General features: G+C 53.8%; 17 protein-coding genes. All 17 read right to left on the bottom strand.

Annotated features, from left to right (window positions below; all coding sequences use genetic code 11):
- Nucleotides 1-127: 127 nt before the first annotated feature.
- Nucleotides 128-847 carry an ABC transporter ATP-binding protein gene (locus ACHZB8_RS19090; RefSeq protein WP_316862800.1) on the bottom strand — a complete coding sequence of 240 codons (720 nt, stop codon included), beginning with the start codon at nucleotides 845-847 and terminating at the stop codon, nucleotides 128-130.
- A gap of 316 nt (nucleotides 848-1,163) precedes the next feature.
- Nucleotides 1,164-2,432, bottom strand: coding sequence for a lipoprotein-releasing ABC transporter permease subunit (locus ACHZB8_RS19095; protein WP_316862657.1), 1,269 nt, complete (start codon nucleotides 2,430-2,432; stop codon nucleotides 1,164-1,166).
- A 64-nt stretch (nucleotides 2,433-2,496) separates the two neighbouring features.
- Nucleotides 2,497-3,819, bottom strand: a complete 1,323-nt coding sequence (proS, locus tag ACHZB8_RS19100) for a proline--tRNA ligase (protein WP_316862658.1) — start codon at nucleotides 3,817-3,819, stop codon at nucleotides 2,497-2,499.
- An 848-nt stretch (nucleotides 3,820-4,667) separates the two neighbouring features.
- Nucleotides 4,668-5,072, bottom strand: coding sequence for a methylmalonyl-CoA epimerase (gene mce / locus ACHZB8_RS19105; protein ID WP_316862659.1), 405 nt, complete (start codon nucleotides 5,070-5,072; stop codon nucleotides 4,668-4,670).
- A gap of 94 nt (nucleotides 5,073-5,166) precedes the next feature.
- Nucleotides 5,167-6,828: a ribonuclease J gene (locus ACHZB8_RS19110; RefSeq protein ID WP_316862660.1), complete on the bottom strand. Its 1,662-nt coding sequence runs from the start codon at nucleotides 6,826-6,828 to the stop codon at nucleotides 5,167-5,169.
- A gap of 40 nt (nucleotides 6,829-6,868) precedes the next feature.
- Nucleotides 6,869-7,738, bottom strand: a complete 870-nt coding sequence (locus tag ACHZB8_RS19115) for a biotin--[acetyl-CoA-carboxylase] ligase (RefSeq protein WP_316862661.1) — start codon at nucleotides 7,736-7,738, stop codon at nucleotides 6,869-6,871.
- An 88-nt stretch (nucleotides 7,739-7,826) separates the two neighbouring features.
- On the bottom strand, nucleotides 7,827-9,272 hold the full coding sequence (nuoN, locus tag ACHZB8_RS19120) for an NADH-quinone oxidoreductase subunit NuoN (protein WP_316862662.1): 1,446 nt from the start codon (nucleotides 9,270-9,272) through the stop codon (nucleotides 7,827-7,829).
- A 35-nt stretch (nucleotides 9,273-9,307) separates the two neighbouring features.
- Nucleotides 9,308-10,819 (bottom strand): NADH-quinone oxidoreductase subunit M, encoded by a 1,512-nt coding sequence (locus ACHZB8_RS19125; protein WP_316862663.1) that lies wholly within the window; start codon nucleotides 10,817-10,819, stop codon nucleotides 9,308-9,310.
- On the bottom strand, nucleotides 10,819-12,774 hold the full coding sequence (gene nuoL, locus ACHZB8_RS19130) for an NADH-quinone oxidoreductase subunit L (RefSeq protein ID WP_316862665.1): 1,956 nt from the start codon (nucleotides 12,772-12,774) through the stop codon (nucleotides 10,819-10,821). The genes ACHZB8_RS19125 and nuoL overlap by 1 nt, the downstream gene beginning before the upstream one ends.
- Nucleotides 12,775-12,781: 7 nt before the next feature.
- Nucleotides 12,782-13,090, bottom strand: a complete 309-nt coding sequence (nuoK, locus tag ACHZB8_RS19135) for an NADH-quinone oxidoreductase subunit NuoK (protein WP_316862801.1) — start codon at nucleotides 13,088-13,090, stop codon at nucleotides 12,782-12,784.
- A gap of 68 nt (nucleotides 13,091-13,158) precedes the next feature.
- On the bottom strand, nucleotides 13,159-13,773 hold the full coding sequence (locus tag ACHZB8_RS19140) for an NADH-quinone oxidoreductase subunit J (protein ID WP_316862667.1): 615 nt from the start codon (nucleotides 13,771-13,773) through the stop codon (nucleotides 13,159-13,161).
- 60 nt (nucleotides 13,774-13,833) lie between these two features.
- On the bottom strand, nucleotides 13,834-14,322 hold the full coding sequence (gene nuoI, locus ACHZB8_RS19145) for an NADH-quinone oxidoreductase subunit NuoI (protein WP_316862669.1): 489 nt from the start codon (nucleotides 14,320-14,322) through the stop codon (nucleotides 13,834-13,836).
- Nucleotides 14,323-14,583, bottom strand: a complete 261-nt coding sequence (locus ACHZB8_RS19150) for a hypothetical protein (protein WP_316862671.1) — start codon at nucleotides 14,581-14,583, stop codon at nucleotides 14,323-14,325. It lies immediately after the preceding gene.
- Nucleotides 14,584-14,600: 17 nt separating this feature from the next.
- Entirely contained in the window at nucleotides 14,601-14,846 is a 246-nt protein-coding gene (locus ACHZB8_RS19155; RefSeq protein ID WP_316862673.1) for a hypothetical protein, read from the bottom strand.
- Nucleotides 14,847-14,861: 15 nt separating this feature from the next.
- Nucleotides 14,862-15,911 (bottom strand): NADH-quinone oxidoreductase subunit NuoH, encoded by a 1,050-nt coding sequence (nuoH, locus tag ACHZB8_RS19160; protein WP_316862675.1) that lies wholly within the window; start codon nucleotides 15,909-15,911, stop codon nucleotides 14,862-14,864.
- Between the two features lie 12 nt (nucleotides 15,912-15,923).
- The gene (gene nuoG, locus ACHZB8_RS19165; RefSeq protein ID WP_316862677.1) at nucleotides 15,924-18,023 is read right to left on the bottom strand and encodes an NADH-quinone oxidoreductase subunit NuoG; all 2,100 of its coding nucleotides are present in this window, start codon (nucleotides 18,021-18,023) and stop codon (nucleotides 15,924-15,926) included.
- A 2-nt stretch (nucleotides 18,024-18,025) separates the two neighbouring features.
- Nucleotides 18,026-18,370: a pentapeptide repeat-containing protein gene (locus ACHZB8_RS19170; RefSeq protein WP_316862679.1), complete on the bottom strand. Its 345-nt coding sequence runs from the start codon at nucleotides 18,368-18,370 to the stop codon at nucleotides 18,026-18,028.

The following is an 18,370-nucleotide window of genomic DNA, read 5'->3' on the forward strand; positions in this document are numbered from 1 at the left end:
AGTTGTGAACGGCTAAGGCAATACGGTCCCGACACGGCTCTTAGAAAGGCCATGGCGTCCACCGCATGGAGGAGGAATGAAAAGACACTCGATTAGAGCGCTCGATCTGACCAATCGGGATAAGATATCAAAGCTCGACGATTTTGCCGTCAACGAGCGTAATCTGCCGGTCCATACGTTCGGCAAGAAACAGATTATGCGTGGCGACCAGAGCAGCGATACCCGATTGCTTGACCAAAGCATTGAGCGCCTTGAAGACATAGTCAGACGTTGTCGGATCAAGATTGCCCGTCGGCTCATCAGCCAGCAAGACACGCGGAGCATTTGCCATGGCTCTGGCAATGGCAACCCGCTGCTGTTCACCGCCAGACAATTCGGCTGGCCGATGATCTGCCCGATGCTCGATTTTCATGTAGCTTAAAAGCTCTCTCGACCGGGCCCCGGCCTCTTGGCGATCCTCACCGCAAATCAATTGCGGCAGCATGACATTTTCAAGCGCGGTGAATTCTGCCATCAAATGATGGAATTGATAGACAAAACCAATCTCATTGCGTCGGGTCAATGTCCGGGACCTGTCAGACGCTTCACTCTGAGGCATGTCAGCGATATAGACTTCGCCTTCGGTTGGTCGCTCCAGAAGCCCGGCGATATGAAGTAGTGTCGACTTGCCAGCCCCAGACGGGGCGACCAATGCCACCATTTCACCCGCGTAAACGGTCAGCTCAGCTCCATCCAGAACGACAAGTTGCTTGTCGCCTTGAACATAACTCTTGGAAATGGCATCCAGCCTCAGCAAGGGTTCAGAAACGCCTTGCGAAGACTCAGGACGCGTTCTTTCTTCATCAATCCCCGCAACCGGTCGCAGATCTTCACGCTCCGGCTCCGGTGTCCCCGATTCCTGAGCCAGTTCATGCCCCAATGCCTCGCTCGATGAGAGGGAAGCACCGCTCGATGAACGAGGCATCACCGCAATGGAACGGACCGGAGGGTCGGGATACGGCGTTGCCGCCTCCCCTTGATCGAGCGCTGGTTTCTTTTCGGCCTTCAGATCTGGCAGCACCCTGTCAGCCCTCTCGATCTGTTCGACCTTGGCATCGGCACCTGACCTTTTTTCAGCTTTCGCCCGCTCCTTGTCCGAGAGGACAGGCCAGAAAAAACTTTTCTTATTCATACCGAAGCGCCTCCACCGGATCGAGAGTAGCGGCGCGCCAGGCAGGATAGATGGTCGCGAGGAAAGAGAGCAACAAGGCGATGACCACGACGGAGACAGTCTCGGAAACATTCATCTCGGCGGGCAGCTTTGAGAGGAAATAAAGCTCAGGCGAGAAAAGCTCGGTGCGTGTGATCCAGGAAACGAATTGGCGTATCGATTCGATATTGAGGCACACGACAAGCCCCAGTATGAACCCGGCAGCCGTCCCGACGAAACCGATTGCCGCACCGGTGATCATGAATATCCGCATGATCGAGGCACGCGTCGCCCCCATGGTGCGCAAAATGGCGATATCACTCCCCTTGTCCTTCACCAGCATGATGAGGCCCGAAATGATATTGAGAGCAGCGACCAGCACGATAAGAGTCAGGATGATGAACATCAGATTTCGCTCGACCTCCAGAGCCGAGAAGAAGGTCACATTCCGGAACCGCCAGTCGGTGACAAATATCTGCCGCCCCACGGCCTCCTCGACTGCCGGCCGAACGGCTCCCACCTGATCGGGATCATCGAGATAGACCTCGATTGCCGAGACCTTGTCTTCCTGATTGAAATAGAGTTGCGCATCGCTCAGAGGCATGAAAATGAAACTGCTGTCATATTCGCTCATGCCGATCTCGAACACTGCCCGAACCGGATAGGACTTGATCCTCGGCGCAACACCCATGGGAGTCACCGCACCCTTGGGCGAAATCAGCGTAACGCGGTCGCCCGCGATCACGCCAAGGGAGCGAGCCAGCCGGGAGCCAAGCGCCACACCTTCGGAAGTGTCGAAGTCCGCAAAGCTGCCCTGAAGAACATTGCTCGAGACAAGTTTGAGCTTGTCGATGCTGTCTTTCGACATCCCCCGCACGAGCGCACCAACCGCGCCCCCTGCCCCGGATGCCAAAATCTGTCCCTCGACAAACGGAACCGCAAAGGATACGCCATTCACCCCCTCAACGCGCTGGGTGATCGCATCATAGTCGGTGAGATCCGCGTCAACAGGCTGAATCACGAGATGTCCGTTAATGCCCAGGATCTTGTCCAGCAATTCGGTCCGGAAACCGTTCATGACCGCCATGACAATGATCAGCGTTGCTACGCCAAGCATAATGCCAAAAAAGGAAAGCCAGGAAATGACAGAGATGAAGGCATCGCGCCGCCGCGAGCGCAAATATCGAAATGCCATCATCCATTCAAACATCGCAAATGGTGACTGGGCCTTTGGGGCGGACATTCACTTCTCCAGACATGAGCATCCGAGGTGAAGCCTCGCCCGGATGCTCATAATTATTGTCGAATCAATTCTCCGCGATAATACGATCTACCACCGCATCAAGGGAAACCATTTCACGTTCGCCCGTTGCCCGATCCTTGATTTCCACCTCATTGGACTTCAGACCGCGCGGACCAACAATGAGCTGTGTTGGCAGGCCTATCAGGTCCATGGTGGCAAATTTCGCCCCGGCCTGACCGGCACGGTCATCATAGAGAACATCAAATCCGGCATTTCCAAGGCGCTCGTAAAGCTGATCACAAACGGCTGTGGTTTCTTCATTGTCAGCCTTCATATTGATGAGGCCAATATCGAACGGAGCCACGGACTTTGGCCAGATGATGCCATTCTCATCGTGGCTGGCTTCGATGATCCCACCCAGCAGGCGCGACACGCCAACACCATAGGAGCCCATGTGAACCGGATATTCCTTGCCATCGGCAGCCATCACGCTAGCTCCCATTGGCTCTGAGTATTTGGTGCCGAAATAGAAGATATGCCCTACCTCGATGCCCCGCGCAGCAATCCGATCCGCTTCGGGAATCGCATTGAATTCTGCTTCGTCATGCATTTCATCGGTTGCGGCATATTCATTGGTCCAGTCAGCAACAATACCGGACAGATCCCCATTGAAATCCAGATCTTCGCCAGGCACTTCCTTGGCAAGATAATTCTTGTGACAGAAAACCTCACTCTCACCGGTATCGGCAAGAATGATGAATTCATGGCTGAGATTGCCACCAATAGGCCCCGTGTCTGCTTTCATTGGGATCGCGGTCATACCGAGCCGCTTGAAGGTGCGCAAATAGGCCACAAACATCCGGTAGTAGGCCTCGCGTGCGCGATCCTCATCCATATCGAAGCTATAGGCATCCTTCATCAGGAATTCGCGACCACGCATCACGCCGAAACGAGGACGTATCTCGTCACGGAATTTCCACTGAATATGGTAGAGATTGAGCGGCAGATCCTTGTAGGACTTCACGAAGGTCCGGAAAATGTCCGTTATCATTTCCTCGTTGGTCGGGCCAAACAGCATGTCGCGCTCGTGTCGATCAACGATTCGCAGCATTTCCTTGCCATAGTCGTCGTAACGTCCACTTTCCTTCCAGAGTTCGGCCGGCTGCATGGTCGGCATCAAGAGCTCCACAGCACCGGAACGGTTCTGTTCTTCCCGCACGATCTGCTCGACCTTGCGCAACACGCGCAGCCCCAAAGGCAGCCAGCTATAGATTCCGGCTTGCTGCTGTCGGATCATGCCGGCCCGCAACATGTAACGATGCGAGACTATCTCGGCCTCTTTCGGAGTTTCCTTGAGGATTGGAAGAAAATAACGGGAGAGACGCATCGGATTCGGCTCTTTCTTTCAAATGAACAAAATTGCAATGGGCATGCATGTCGTCGAAAAACACAGACAAACATCCACCAAAGCCCTGTTGGGTTCGTGTTAGCGGTCTTTATAAACCGAGAATGCAATAGGAACATCAATTATCGAAAAAAGATCCCTAAGTGCGACTTTTTGCACAGGATAGCCGAACACCTCATGAACTAGTACAACTGCACTTATACGAAAGGAGAAGCTAACAACGGCTCTTAACGATAGCCAGCCACATGTGTCATGAGAAAAAGCGAAAAAATACGCAAACGCTCAAAAATATTGATGACAAACTAAGCGTTTGGGATTAATCTCCCAAACCATAATGATAAGAGATACGCTCACCACCGTTATCTCATTTCGCGCAGTAATGTCTTGGGAGGATACATATCTCTGGCGCGCTTTTTAAGCTGCAGCCGCTCGACCTTAGCAAAAAAAACGCAAGCCGAGCAATGAGATCACGTCGCGATGACTAAAAAACAAGGCGTTCACGCCTTGTTTTTTTTTTGCTCCAAAGGCACGTGGAAAATATCCTCACCTTCCCTATTTAGGCGCAGAACTATCCATTACAAGTGACAGGCTTGTGACAATTCATATCATGCCTACTTTTTATGCAGACCGGATAAATCTTTTCATTTGAACCAAGCCGCCACTGATAGTCGTCAGACAGCGTCAGCAGAAAGGGAAACGTCATTTGCCATGACAAACAAAAACCGGACTGACCACATTCGGTCAATCCGGCTCCTATCATTTTCAAACGGCGAGGCTCGTCTGTTCAGCACAAAATCTCGTGTTGTCCGACCGGCCCTGAGCCCATGGACCTAAACCTGTTCCAGCTCGGTCAAAGTGCCACAAAAGTCTTTCGGATGAAGGAAAATGACTGGTTTGCCATGCGCACCGATTTTCGGTTCGCCGTCGCCAAGAACGCGAGCACCTTCTGCTTTCAGTTTGTCGCGAGCTGCAATGATGTCATCGACCTCGTAGCAGACATGATGAATGCCACCCATCGGATTCTTTTCAAGGAATTTGGCAATCGGGCTGTTTTCTCCAAGAGGCTCGAGCAGTTCCACCTTGGTATTTGGAAGTTCTACGAAGACAACGCGAACACCGTGTGCCGCTTCATCCTGAGGCTCAGATACTTTTGCTCCCAATGTGCCGCCATAAGTGGCTACGCCGCTTTTGAGATCTGGCACGGCAATCGCAACATGGTTCAATCGACCAATCATTTCCTTGCATCCTTTCAAAGTGCGATTATTACAAGGTCAGTCGGATCCTCCCGATTAGACTGATGTCTCTGACCTGAAAACTCTGTCCTGTCTGTCATACAAGGTTGATCATCACTGCGACAACTGGCTTTTTGGCCCAATGTAGATTTACTTCGGAGCGCACGGAACGCCGCACCGCTTCGCGAACCACTTCCACATCCTTGCGTTTCTTGCCTGGCATACCCTTCAGAGCCCCGAAAATTCCCGCTTCGACAATCTCGATGAACAAACGATCATTGGCGTCTCGCTCTGGAATTCCGGCAAGCGCCATCTGTGGATGGCCAAGAATTTCACCTTTGCGGCTGAGCGTGATCGCCACGGATATGTGGCCCACGAAGGAAAGCTTGCGCCGCTGCTGGATACCCATTTCCTCGAATGTGCCGACAAGTGAGCCATCCTTGAAAAGGCGCCCGCCGAAATACTCGTCCCAGCTTTTCACCCTGCCGCCCGCCAGACGAGCCATCCATCCGTTTCGAACATGGAGCACTTCAGGCACGCCAAGATCCTTTGCCAATTGTGCATGCGCATTCAAATGCATTTCCTCGCCATGGACAGGCACGGCAATCGAAGGCCGAACCCATTCATAGAGTTTCCTGAGATCATCTCTTTTGGGATGCCCGGAAACATGCACTGCCGCATCCCGGTCCGTGATGATGTTGACGCCCTGGCTGGCGAGATTATTGACGACTTCGTTGATCGACCGTTCATTTCCCGGAATGGCCTTGGATGAGAGAATGACAAGATCGCCTTTGGTGAACTGAACTGCCGGATGCTCCTTGCCTGCGACCCGTGCAAGCGCGGCTCTTTTCTCGCCCTGCGATCCGGTCAATATGGCAACGACCTTGTCACGGGGCAGATATCCATAGTCATCCTCAGACAGGAACTCGGGCACGTCGGTCAAATAGCCCTGCTCCTGCGCCACTTCTATGAACCGCCAGAGCGCACGCCCCACGACAACACAGTGCCTGTCATTGGCACGCGCAGCTCTTGCAATCGCCTGCACTCTTGCAACATTGGACGCAAAAGTCGTCACCGCAACCCGATTTGGCGCCAAAGCCACGAGACGGGTCAGCTCTTCCTCAACATCCTTTTCCGAAATCGATGAACCTTCCGTGATTGCATTGGTCGAGTCACCAACGAGAGCCAGAACGCCTTCGTCCCCCAGCTCAATCAGCCGAGCGATATCGGTTCCCTTGCCAACACCGGGCGTTGCATCAAGCTTCCAGTCGCCGGTATGCAGAACCATGCCCAGTTCCGTGCGGATCGCAAGGGCATTGGCCTCAGGGATCGAATGCGACATCGGCACGAACTCGACATTGAAGGGACCAATTTGCACCCGCCTGCCCTGTTTCATCCGTTCGACCGGAATATCCTCGGCACCCGGTTCTGCCTCGCCTTTCGCTTCGATCAGGTCGGCCAGAAAGCCGGTAGCATAAACAGGCACGCCCAGCCTTGGCCAGAGATCGAAAAGCGCACCGAAATGATCCTCATGCCCATGGGTGATGACAATGCCTTCAACCCGGTCCTTCTCCTGCTCCAGAAATCGGATATCAGCGAAAATCAGATCCGCACCCGGATGGGCTTCGTTGGCAAAGGCAACTCCGAAATCGACCACCAGCCAGCGCTTGTCACCCTCGGGCCCTATCCCGTACAGGGCCATGTTCATTCCGATTTCACCAACACCGCCAAGCGGCATGAAGACCAGTTCAGAAGTCATTTCAACTCTCATCGTGGCGCTTTCTCGCACCATCATTCATTCAATCAGTCATTCCGGGCAAAAAGACATCACCCGCATAGATAACGCGCGACTCACCGCCGGCAAGCCGCATCACCAGAGCGCCGCTCTCGTCCAGCTTTTCAAAAATGCCGGAGACCTCTTCATTCGGCAGCCGTGCCACAATCGACTGACCAAGCCCTGAGGCACTTTCAAGCCAGAGGTTTCGAATGGCAGCAAAATTATCACCTCTTTGCCAGATATCCAGCTGCAAGGCCATTTGCGAGGCAAGCCTCTGAAAAAGCATCTCAGGTTCAATCAGGGAGCCACTTTTTGACAAATCAGCCGCAGCCAGATGATCTGTCTGACCCGGATGCGTCTGACAATTGACCCCGATCCCGATCGCAACGGCCTGTTTGCCACTTGGCAAAAACGCGCTTTCAAGCAAGATGCCGCAAATCTTCTGATTGCCCCACAAGAGATCATTGGGCCATTTGATCTTGATTTCCTTGCGGAGAACCGCGGGCAGCATCTCGCAAACAGCAGCATGAACGGCAACCGCAGTAACAAGGGGCAATTGCCCGACAAGGCTGACGGGAGCCGGATCCACCAGCAAAAGAGACGCAAAAAGGTTGCCCCGCTCGGAAACCCAGCGCCGCCCGCGCCGCCCCTTGCCATCGGTCTGTTCCTCAGCCTTGATCCATAGAAAACCGCCATCGCCCTGAATGGCAGTCTTAAGAGCAAACTTATTGGTCGAATCAATCTGTTCAAACAATTGCAAGCGATATGGAGCGGGTAAGGTGATCAATGAAAAAGCTCGATCCAAAGGGTCTCTTGCTGGCACATGTGACATATGGAACATCAACCAGATGTCGGTAATCACGGCATTGCCAGCCAAAATCAGGCTTTTCATAGCACAAGCGAAAGCCGCTGTCTTGAGAAACAAACAGCTCTTTACCTGTTAATTTTACGTGTTACGAGGCAAAGCCCCGCAACGGAGATCAGAAGAAGCTGTTCGCGGCAACCTCGGCCATGGCCCTGATGGGGCCTGTATAGACAACCATGGTGAACATGAACAGACCGCTGACGATCAGAACCAGCCGCAATTCGTTCGACGTTTTTTCAAACGCACCGGCAGGCTCGTCAAAGAACATGATCTTGACGATACGCAGATAATAGAAGGCTCCGACGACAGAGGCCAGAATGCCGATAATGGCCAAAGGATAGAGCCCCGCCTCGATGGCGGCGGAAAAGACAAACCATTTGCCAAGGAAACCACCCATCCAGGGGATTCCGGCCAGCGAAAACATCAATATTCCCAGCAACACCGCCATTGGCAGATCAGTGCGTGACAGACCGGCAAGATCATCAATACTTTCTACCATGCCATCCTTGCGGCGCATCGACAAAATGGCCGAAAAGACGCCAAGCGTCATGGCTACATAGGTGATGAGATAAATGATAACCCCGGCAATCCCCGCCGAGCTGCCTGCTGCAAGCCCTACCAGAGCATATCCCATATGACTGATGGAAGAATAGGCCATGAGCCGCTTGATATTCTTCTGTCCAATCGCTGCAAATGCACCAAGAACCATTGACAGGATCGAAACAAAGACAATGACCTGCTGCCATTGAACATCCATGGGTTCAAACGCCGTCATCACCACGCGCACGATCAGCCCCATCGCCGCAGCCTTGGGAGCCGCAGCCAGAAACGCCGTAACAGGCGTTGGAGCGCCTTCATAAACATCGGGTGTCCACATATGGAAGGGAACCGCTGAAATCTTGAAGACGAGACCGGCAAGCACGAAGACCAGACCGAAGATGAGCCCCAGTCCGACAGGCTCCAGATGAATCGTTTCCGCAATACCGGCAAAAGTCGTCTGGCCGGTGAAGCCATAGACAAGGCTCATGCCATAGAGGAGCATGCCGGAAGACAACGCACCCAGCACGAAATATTTAAGGCCCGCTTCGGTTGCCTTGGAACTGTCCCGTTTGATCGAGGACAGCACATAAAGCGTCAGAGACTGCAATTCGAGTCCGAGATAAACCGCAATCAGATCATTGGCGGACAGCATGAGCATCATGCCAATCGTCGCAAGCAGCACCAGCACTGGATATTCGAACCTGTCAAATTTCTCCGCCCGTGCAAAGCCAACAGACATCGCAAGGCTGAGCCCCGACCCCACCAAAACGATCAGTTTCATCATGCGCGCAAAGGAATCCTGAATGAATGCGTCATTGAACGTCAGGATCACTTCATTCCCGCTCAAGAGAATAATCGCGCCGGAAATGATGATCAGCGCGACGGCGAGGCCGTTGACAGCCTGCGTGATCTTTTCACCGCCGAATGCACCGAGCATCAACAAGCCCATGGCCCCGATTGCCAGGAGGATTTCAGGCAGAACCGGCATCAGATTTGGAAGCGTAGCCAACTCAGTGGTCATATCATTCTCACTTCTTTCAAGGATCGAGTGACACTCTAGTGCGCCAACAAGGCAACCTTGTCCGCAGCCTCAAGTGCTGCCTGATAATTGTTAATCAACGCCGAAACGCTCGCCGCGGTGACATTCTGAATGGGAGCGGGAACAAATCCGAAGAAAATGACCAGCACCGCCATTGGTATCAGAATGCTCTTCTCTCGCCTGCTCAAATCAAGAATGCCCTTAAGGCTCTCTTTCTCCAGCTTGCCCAGAACCACGCGGCGATAGAGCCACAACGCATAGGACGCAGACAGGATGACACCAATCGCGGCAAAGAAGGCAACCCAGCTATTGACCTGGAACACCCCGATGATGGTCAGGAACTCTCCGATAAAGCCCGACGTTCCCGGCAGACCGACATTGGCCATGGTGAAGATCATGAACAGCGTGGCGAAATAAGGCATGCGATTCACAAGACCACCATAAGCAGAGATTTCGCGGGTATGCATCCGGTCGTAAATGACGCCGACGCAAAGGAACAGCGCACCGGAAACGATCCCGTGCGAGATCATCTGGAACAGCCCGCCCTGAAGCCCCTGCATGGTCACGGAGAAAATTCCCATCGTCACATATCCCATATGCGCGACAGAGGAATAGGCAATCAGCTTTTTGATGTCCTGCTGCGCCAGCGCCACAAGCGAGGCATAGATGATAGCGACGACCGATAGCGTAAATACAAAGGGAGCAAACATCTCCGAGGCCAGCGGGAACATGGGCAGCGAAAAGCGCAGGAAACCATATCCGCCCATTTTCAGCAGGATACCTGCCAGAATGACGGACCCGGCGGTTGGTGCCTGCACATGGGCGTCAGGCAACCAGGTATGCACCGGCCACATCGGCATCTTCACGGCAAAAGAAGCGAAAAACGCAAGCCAGAGCCAGATCTGCATCTGTTTCGAGAATGGATGCCCCAACAAGACTGCAATGTCCGTCGTGCCAGCTTCCCAATAGATCGCCATGATGGCAAGCAGCATCAACACCGAACCGAGCAAAGTGTAAAGGAAGAACTTGAAGCTCGCATAAACCCTGTCCTTGCCGCCCCAGACCCCGATGATGAGGAACATCGGCATCAGGCCAGCCTCGAAAAACAGGTAGAACAGCACCAGATCGAGCGAGCAGAAAACACCGATCATCATCGTTTCAAGAACGAGAAAAGCGATCATATATTCCTTCACGCGGGTCGTAATCGAAATGCGGCTCGCATAAATGGCAGCAGGCATCAGAGCCGTTGTCAGAATGACGAACAGGATGGAGATGCCGTCCACACCCATGCGATAGGAAATCGCAGCCCCGAGCCATTCCGCCTGTTCCTGCATCTGGAAACCGGGGTTGGAGGCGTCGAACTGGCTGAGAACAAGCAGCGAGATGAGAAAGGTAACAACCGTCGTCCAGAGCGCCACATTGTTGATATTGCGGCGGGCGATCTCGCCGTCCCCCCTGACCAGAAGGATCATCAGCACGCCGACCAGTGGCAGGAATACGACGGTCGAAAGCAAAGGCCAATCGCTCATTATTTCACTCCCCCACCCAGCATGAAGTAGGTAATCAAAAGGGCAAGACCGATCATCATGGCAAAGGCATAATGATAGACATAGCCCGTTTGCAGTTGCATAAACCGGTTGGTTATCGAAACGACGCGAGCAGCAACCCCGTTCGGGCCATATCCGTCGATCACGCGTTCATCGCCTCCCTTCCACAGAAGTCTGCCAAGCGCCTTTGCGCCTCGCACGAACAGGAAGGAATAAAGCTCGTCGAAATACCATTTATTGAGCAGGAAACGATGCAGCCAGAAATTCTGCTCCGCAAGCCGCCGCGTTGCCGATGGGAAAAGGATGTAGGCAATGAATGCGATGAAAAGCCCCGAAAGCATCATCACAAACGGTGCCAGCTTCACCCAGTCCGGAACATGGTGATAGTCGTGCAGAATATGATTTTCATGGCCGGTAAACAAAGCGCCCTTCCAGAAAGCGTCATACCCTTCACCGAAGAAGGAACCGGCAAACATCATGCCCGCGAAAGTCGCGCCTACCGCCAGCACCATGATTGGCAACAGCATGCTTGCCGGACTCTCGTGAATATGCGTTTTGACATCTGCGCTCATTCTTTCCCGACCGTGGAATGTCAGGAAGATGAGCCGCCAGCTGTAGAAGCTGGTGAACAGAGCCGCGACAATGACCATCAAGAAGGCGTAATGTGCGAAGCTGTTATGCGCCACATAACTCGCCTCGATGATTGCATCCTTGGAATTGAACCCGGCGAACCCGAAGATTGTCCCCGGAATTCCGACCCCTGTGAGAGCAAAGGTTCCGATCAGCATCATCAGATAAGTCAGCTTGATATGCTTGCGCAAACCGCCCATCCGGCGCATGTCCTGCTCGTCGGAAACCGCGTGAATGACGGACCCTGCCCCAAGGAACAACAGAGCCTTGAAAAAGGCATGGGTGAAGAGATGGAACACAGCAGCGCCATGAGCACCGATTCCGAGTGCTACAAACATGTATCCGAGCTGGGAACAGGTTGAATAGGCAATCACCCGCTTGATGTCGTTCTGAACAAGCCCGACGCTTGCAGCAAAGAAGGCCGTCGTTGCACCAATGAAGGTGACCACGTCCAAGCCAGTCGGGGAAAGCTCGAACAAAGGCGACAACCGCGCCACCATGAAGACACCGGCGGTCACCATGGTCGCAGCGTGAATAAGCGCGGAAACCGGCGTTGGACCTTCCATCGCATCAGGTAGCCATGTGTGCAGCAGGAACTGCGCCGACTTGCCCATTGCCCCCATGAACAGCAGAATACAGACCGTGGTCAGGGCGTCCACATCGCTCCCAAGGAAATGAATGCTCTGCCCCTGAATGGACGAGGCTGACGCGAAAATCACGTCAAAGCTGGTCGTCCCGAACAGCACATAGATGCCACATAGCCCGAGCAGAAACCCGAAGTCGCCGACTCGGTTGACGATAAAGGCCTTCATCGCGGCGGCATTGGCAGACGGTTTCTGATACCAAAAGCCAATGAGGAGATAGGACGCAAGACCAACGCCTTCCCAACCAAAGAACATCTGCACGAGGTTATCCGCGGTGACGAGGCTGAGCATGGCGAAGGTAAAAAGCGAGAGAAACGCGAAAAAACGCGACCTCTGCGGATCATTGTGCATGTATCCGATCGAATAGATATGCACCAAAGCCGAGATCGAATTGACCACAACAAGCATGACCACCGTCAGTGTGTCGATCCTGAGGGCCCAGTCAACAACCAGATCACCGGACGAAATCCAGTTCAGAATCTGCACCTTGTGCGCAGGCTGATCGCCAAAGCCGACAGCAACAAAGGCCAGCCACGAGAAAACCGCAGCAATTGAAACCAGACAGCTGGTAATGAGCTCGGACAGCCTGTGCCCGATCATTCGGCCAAACAGGCCCGCAATCAGAAAACCGATCAGAGGCAGAAAGAGGATCGCTGAATACATGCGCTTCTCAGCCTTTCATCATATTGATTGTTTCAACCGCAATCGAGCCGCGATTGCGATAGAAGGCCACAAGAATGGCAAGCCCGATGGCCGCCTCGGCTGCTGCCACGGTCAGGATCAGAAGCCCGAAAATCTGCCCGGCCAAATCACCCAGATGGGAAGAAAAGGCAATGAAATTGATATTGACTGCCAGCAGGATCAACTCGACGGACATCAGAATGACGATGACATTTTTCCGATTGAGGAAAATGCCGAACATTCCAATGACGAAAAGGATCGCCGCAACGGTCAGATAATGGCCCAGTCCGATCTCCATCTGCCCAATGTCCCTTCTTTCCATGCCGCAACCCATGCGGCCCCTGCCCCTTGCTCGGGGTACCTGAATTAAATGCCCTTGCCGGACTCCACATCGACAATTTCGATGGAATTCTCAACGGTACGAGCGACCTGCCGATTGACATTCTGCCTTTTGATATCCGTGCGGTGATGCAGCGTCAGAATAATGGCACCAATCATCGCAACAAACAGAATGAGCGCTGCGGTCAGGAAGTAGAAAACATATTTCGTGTAAAGCAACGCCCCGATAGCCTCGATATTGGAGAGCTGCGCAAGGTCCGGTATCGGCTCGCCAACATGAGCCACGATATCAGGGTTCAGCATCCACCCGCCAAGCGCGACCAGCAGCTCCACAAGCAGCACCACCCCAATCACCAGCCCGATCGGCATATATTGCAAGAAGCCCGACCGCAGCTCGACGAAATTGACATCGAGCATCATCACGATGAACAAAAACAGGACAGCAACCGCGCCGACATAAACCACGATGAGCAACATCGCCAGAAATTCGGCGCCGAGCAGCACAAACAATCCCGCAGCGTTAAAAAACGCCAGGATCAGAAACAGCACCGAATGAACGGGGTTCCGCGAGCCGATGACCATAAGGGCCGACCCCAGCATGATTGCCGCGAAAAGATAGAAGAAAAAGCTCTCAAGAATCATGTCTTTTGCTTTCCTGTCTCATTCGGTACATTCGTTCCTGCTCCATTGCGTCCCCACCACTTATCGGTAAGGCGCATCCAATTCGATATTCCGCGCCAGCTCCGCTTCCCAACGCTCGCCATTTTCCAGAAGTCTTTCCTTGGTGTAGAAAAGCTCCTCGCGGGTCTCGACGGCAAATTCGAAATTCGGTCCCTCGACAATCGCTTCCACCGGACATGCCTCCTGGCAATAGCCGCAATAGATGCATTTGGTCATGTCGATATCATAGCGCGTTGTCCGGCGTGTGCCGTCACTGTCTCTGGGTCCCGCTTCAATCGTGATAGCCTGAGCCGGGCAGATCGCTTCGCAAAGCTTGCAGGCAATGCAGCGCTCTTCCCCGTTGGGATAGCGGCGAAGCGCATGTTCCCCCCGGAAGCGATGAGAAACCGGGCCCTTTTCAAAGGGATAGTTCACCGTCGCCTTGGGCGCGAAAAAATAGCGCATCGACAAGAAGAAGGCCGAAACAAACTCCTTCAGCAGCAGCGATTTTGCAGCCTGTGCAAGTGCCATCTATAAACCTCCAAACGCCCGAAGACCGGCAAAATAGCCAACAAACGCGAACAGAACCGGCATCGGAACGCGATACATGAACCGCGTCAGACGTGCCAAACTCTCTTTACTCATCTTGCTGGGTGTCCATTGTCTGCCCAGTACAAATCCATCATCTTGTGCCTTGAGCACAGCTGGCAGCACCACAAGATTTGCCACCAGAGCAATGATCAGACCGATGAGAGCGCCAAGGCTCCCGGCCATCACAGGTGTTTCGATCATTGCCCACTCCATATTTGTTATCCAGCCAGTGACTGACCTGCAAAATATCCGATCACCGGGAACAGAAGTTGGGTTCCACACCAGATTCCGAACTGTATCCAATCACCGTATTTCTTGGTGTCCGGATGATTGGCCAAGCCCTTTTCCGAACGCATTTTCATCCATTTGGCCCCGACAAGGCCTCCGACCATCTTGAAATCGGCCCAGCCGATGATACCGCCAATCAGAACGCCGATCATTCCCGGCAAGGACAAGTCGAACATCGCAGTCTTCCTTGATTACGGCCCGAGATCGGTGAATTGCAAAACACTGGCCACCAGCACGACATAGAAGAGCGACAGCGGCAGAAAGACTTTCCACCCCAGTCGCATCAACTGGTCATAGCGGTAGCGCGGAACAAAGGCCTTGACCATTGCGAACATGAAAAAGACAGCCCCGGATTTCAGCACGAACCAGACGACACCGGGCACCCAGGTAAAGGGAGCCACATCAATAGGCGCCAGCCAGCCCCCCATGAACAGAATGGTCGTCATTCCGCACATCAGCGCAATCGAAACATATTCACCCAACATATACATCATGTAAGGGGTAGAGCCATATTCCACCATGAAGCCGGCCACCAGCTCCGATTCCGCCTCGACCAGATCGAACGGAGGCCGGTTGGTCTCTGCCAATGCGGATATGAAGAAGACCACAAACATCGGGAAAAGCGGCAACCAATACCAGTTCAAAAAGCTGATTTCCGGCATGCCAAGCCGTGTCGCCAGACCCGTTTCCTGCGACAATACGATCTCGGTGAGGTTGAGCGACCCGACGCACAAAAGCACGGTGATGATCACCAGACCGATGGAAACCTCGTAGGACACCATTTGTGCCGCAGACCGCAAGGCCGACAAAAACGGATATTTCGAGTTTGACGCCCATCCCCCCATGATGATGCCGTATACACCAAGGGAAGATATGGCCAGAAGATAGAGGATACCGACATTGATGTCGGCAATCGCCCACCCTTCAGAAACGGGCACGACAGCCCAGGCAGCCAGCGCAACGGTCACGGTCACCAAAGGTCCCAAAAGGAAAATCACCTTGTTGGAACCTGATGGGATGACCGGTTCCTTGAGCATGAATTTCAAGAGATCGGCAAAGGACTGGAACAGCCCCCACGGACCAACCACATTGGGCCCGCGCCGCATCTGCACCGCTGCCCAGATCTTGCGGTCGGCAAGCAGGATATAGGCAATCACAATCAGAAGCACGACAATCAGCAACAAGGACTGTCCCACGATGAGGGCGCCCGGGATCAGCCAATTTGCGACAAAGTCATCCATTGCTCAGTCCCTTCATTCTGCCGCTTCCGCAAGGCGAGCCTTTGCCAGGGCGCTGCATTCAGCCATCACCTTGGAAGCGCGTGCGATCGGGTTGGTCAAATAATAGTCGGTCACCGGAGAGACAAAGGCATGGTCCTTGAAGGCCTTCCGTCTCGGGGCCTTGGCGTTGGCGGCAAGCGTCTTGATGGCTTCAATATCGGATTCAAGACACACGTCCAGAGCTTCCAGGTCCGGATATTCCTCAATCAGTCTGGCTCTGAGTTCATCCATATTGTTGAACGGCAACCTCTTGCCAAGCTTGTCGGAAAGGGCACGCAGGATCGCCCAGTCTTCCTTGGCATCCCCCGGCGGGAAAGCAGCCCGTATCCCTCTCTGAACACGCCCTTCGGTATTGATGTAAAGACCGGCCTTCTCGGTGTAGCAGGCACCGGGAAGAATGACATCTGCGTGATGCGCACCAACATCGCCATGGCTGCCGATATAGATCTTGAAGGTATCGCCGAAAGCGGTTGGGTCAAGCTCGTCCGCTCCGAGAAGGAACAGGGCATCCACCCCGCCCCCTTGCATCTGGGCAATCGACTTGCCTTTGTCCCGCGGCTCGAAACGCATCTCAAGGGCACCGACAGCGCTCGCCTCTGTGTGAAGCACACAGAAGCCGTTCCAGTCCTCACAGACAGCTCCACACGCCACAGCAAGTTTGGCAGCAAGCCCGAGAACAGCTTCACCCTCTTCGTGACTGATAGCCCCCTGCCCGATCAGAATCAGCGGACGCTCGGCAGACTTCAAAATATCGAAGAAATCGCCGTTGCCGGCGGCCAGTTGCGCCAGACAGTCTGCTTCTGCACCGAGATAGTCATAATCGTAAGTGAGATCGGCATTCTCGCCAATAAGACCGATCTTGCAATGGCCCGTCAGCCAGGTTTTCCGCATACGAGCATTGAGCACGGCCGCTTCCATGCGCGGGTTCGACCCAACGATGAGAATGGCGTCAGCCTGTTCGATCCCTTCGATACGAGCGTTGAACAGATAGGATGCACGCCCCATGGACGAGGTCAGAACCGAACCACCCTGCCGGGCATCAAGATTGTCAGAGCCAAGCGATGTCACCAGTGTTTTCAGCGCATAAAGCTCCTCGAGCGTTGCCATGGAACCGGCAATGGCACCGATGCGGTCCCCTTGCATGCCCGAAAGCTTGCCAGCAATGGCCTCGAACGCATCTCCCCAATCAGCCGGGATCAGTTTGCCATCCTTGCGGACATATGGCCGATCGAGCCGTTGCGAGCGAATACCATCCCAGACAAATCGGGTCTTGTCAGAAATCCATTCTTCATTCACCGCGTCATTGACAACAGGTTGGATGCGCAACACTTCGCGCCCACGCACATCGACACGAATGTTGCTGCCAACAGCGTCCATCACATCAACGCTCTCGGTCTTGGTCAGCTCCCAAGGTCGAGCCGTGAAGGCATAGGGCCGCGATGTCAGGGCACCAACCGGACAAAGATCGATCACATTGCCTTGCAACTCTGACGAAAGGGCCGATTCAAGATAGGTGGTGATCTCTGCGTCTTCTCCACGCCCGGTCAAACCCAGCTCCTGAATGCCGCACACCTCGGTGGTGAAGCGAACACACCGGGTGCAATGAATGCAACGGGTCATGACAGTGCTGATCAGCGGGCCGATATATTTGTTTTTAACAGCCCGTTTGTTTTCACCAAAGCGCGAGGAGCCCTTGCCATAGGCCATGGCCTGGTCCTGCAAATCGCACTCGCCACCCTGATCGCAAATCGGACAATCAAGCGGATGGTTGATGAGCAGAAACTCCATCACCCCCTCACGCGCCTTCTTGACCATCGGCGATTTCGTGAAGATCTCGGGTGGCTCGCCATCGCGACCGGGACGCAAATCGCCCACGCGCATGGCACAGGATGCCGTCGGCTTGGGCGGACCGCCCTTGACCTCGACAAGACACATCCGGCAGTTGCCCGCTATCGACAGACGCTCATGATAGCAGAAGCGCGGAATCTCTGCCCCAGCCTCCTCGGCAGCCTGCAAAAGGCTATAGTCGGCTGGCACGTCAACTTCTATTCCATCTACGACCAGTTTTGCCATGCTCAACTACCCTTGTGATCCCCATGCTGGGCCTTCCAGCTTTTCAAAAGTGCCGTCACTTCGATTCCGTCAATGGTCATACCCTCAAGACAGCAACTCCTGATGCTGGCACCAGACAAATTGACGTCATCCATTTGCAGTCCGGAGAGATTGGCCTTGGACATAGAGCAGCCAGACATGTTCAAATTCTCGAGCGAACAGCCGGAAAAATTGATATCCGAGTAACTGCTCCCCGACAAATTCACGTCATGGAATAAAACCCCGCTCAGGTTCACATCTTCAAAACTCGACCCGGACAAATCACAAGTCTCGACCTCGATCTGGTCTTTCAAGCCATTCAAGCGCAT

The sequence above is a fragment of the uncultured Cohaesibacter sp. genome (genome assembly GCF_963556055.3).
Classification (GTDB): Bacteria; Pseudomonadota; Alphaproteobacteria; order Rhizobiales; family Cohaesibacteraceae; genus Cohaesibacter.